Source organism: Streptomyces nanshensis (assembly GCF_001751255.1).
In the GTDB taxonomy this organism is placed as follows: Bacteria; Actinomycetota; Actinomycetes; order Streptomycetales; family Streptomycetaceae; genus Streptomyces; species Streptomyces nanshensis_A.
Genome location: NZ_LJGW01000143.1, coordinates 69704 through 70873 on the forward strand (window position 1 = coordinate 69704; position 1170 = coordinate 70873).

At 74.6% G+C, this 1170-nt stretch carries 1 protein-coding gene; it reads left to right on the forward strand.

The genetic code is table 11. From position 1 onward, the window contains the following. On the forward strand, positions 1-1170 hold a 1170-nt coding region (locus AN218_RS08600; RefSeq protein ID WP_244900358.1), incomplete at both ends, for a short-chain fatty acyl-CoA regulator family protein.

Here is a 1170-nt window from a genome sequence, read left to right on the forward strand (position 1 = left end):
CTTCTCCGAGGCCGACGAGGAACGCCTCGCGACGGATCTGCGCGCGGCGCTCGCCGACGAGGCCAGCGGTGTCGCCGTCGGCCCGGAGGAGGCGGTCGAGGTGGCGCGCGACCACCCGGAGGCGGCCCGCGCCCTGGTGGCGCTGCACCGCCGCTACCGCGAGTCCGCGGAACAGGTGGCGGCGCTCGCCTCGGACCCCGCGCTCGCCGGCTCCCCCGCCGCGCTTCCCCCGCTGGAGGCGCACGACGAGGTACGCGACTTCTTCTACGCCCACCACAACCACTTCGGGCCGCTCGACGAGGAGGCCGAACGCACCGCCGGCGGCCTCGGGTTGGACTCCGCCCGGCCCGCGGCGACCGTGCTGCGGGAGCTGTTCACCGAGCGGCACGGCATCACGATCGTCCGGTCGAGCCCCGAACGGGCCGCCGCCACCCGGCGGTTCGACCGGGAGCGCCGCCTGCTCTTCCTCTCCCCCTATCTCACGGAGGGGCAGCAGGCGTTCCAACTCGCCACGCAGCTCGCGCTGTTGGAGCACCGCGGGCTGCTGGACGCGCTCGCCGGCGGCACCACCTTCGCCTCACCACAGGCCGTCGGACTGGCCCGGATCGGGCTGGCCAACTACTTCGCGGGCGCGCTGCTCATGCCGTACACGGCCTTCCACGCGGCGGCCGAAGAGCTGCGCTACGACATCGAGTTGCTCCAGGCACGGTTCGGCGTCGGCTTCGAGACGGTGTGCCACCGGCTGTCCACCTTGCAGCGCACGGGGCGGCGCGGGGTGCCGTTCTCGTTCCTGCGCGCGGACCGCGCGGGCAACATCTCCAAGCGGCAGTCCGCCACCGACTTCCACTTCTCCCGGCTGGGTGGCACCTGCCCGCTGTGGACCGTCTACGAGGCGTTCTCCGCGCCCGGCCGCATCCTCACCCAGGTCGCCGAAATGCCGGACGGCAAGCGGTACTTCTGGGTGGCGCGCACCGTCACCCGGGGCGGCTTCGGACACCGTGCGCCGCGCGCCGAGTTCGCCGTGGCGCTGGGCTGCGAGCTGCGCCACGCCCACCGGCTCGTCTACGCCGAGGGCGTCGCCCTGGACGACCCGGCGGCGGCCACGCCCATCGGCCTGGGCTGCCGCATCTGCGAACGGCGCGACTGCGCCCAGCGCGCGCGACCGCCGGC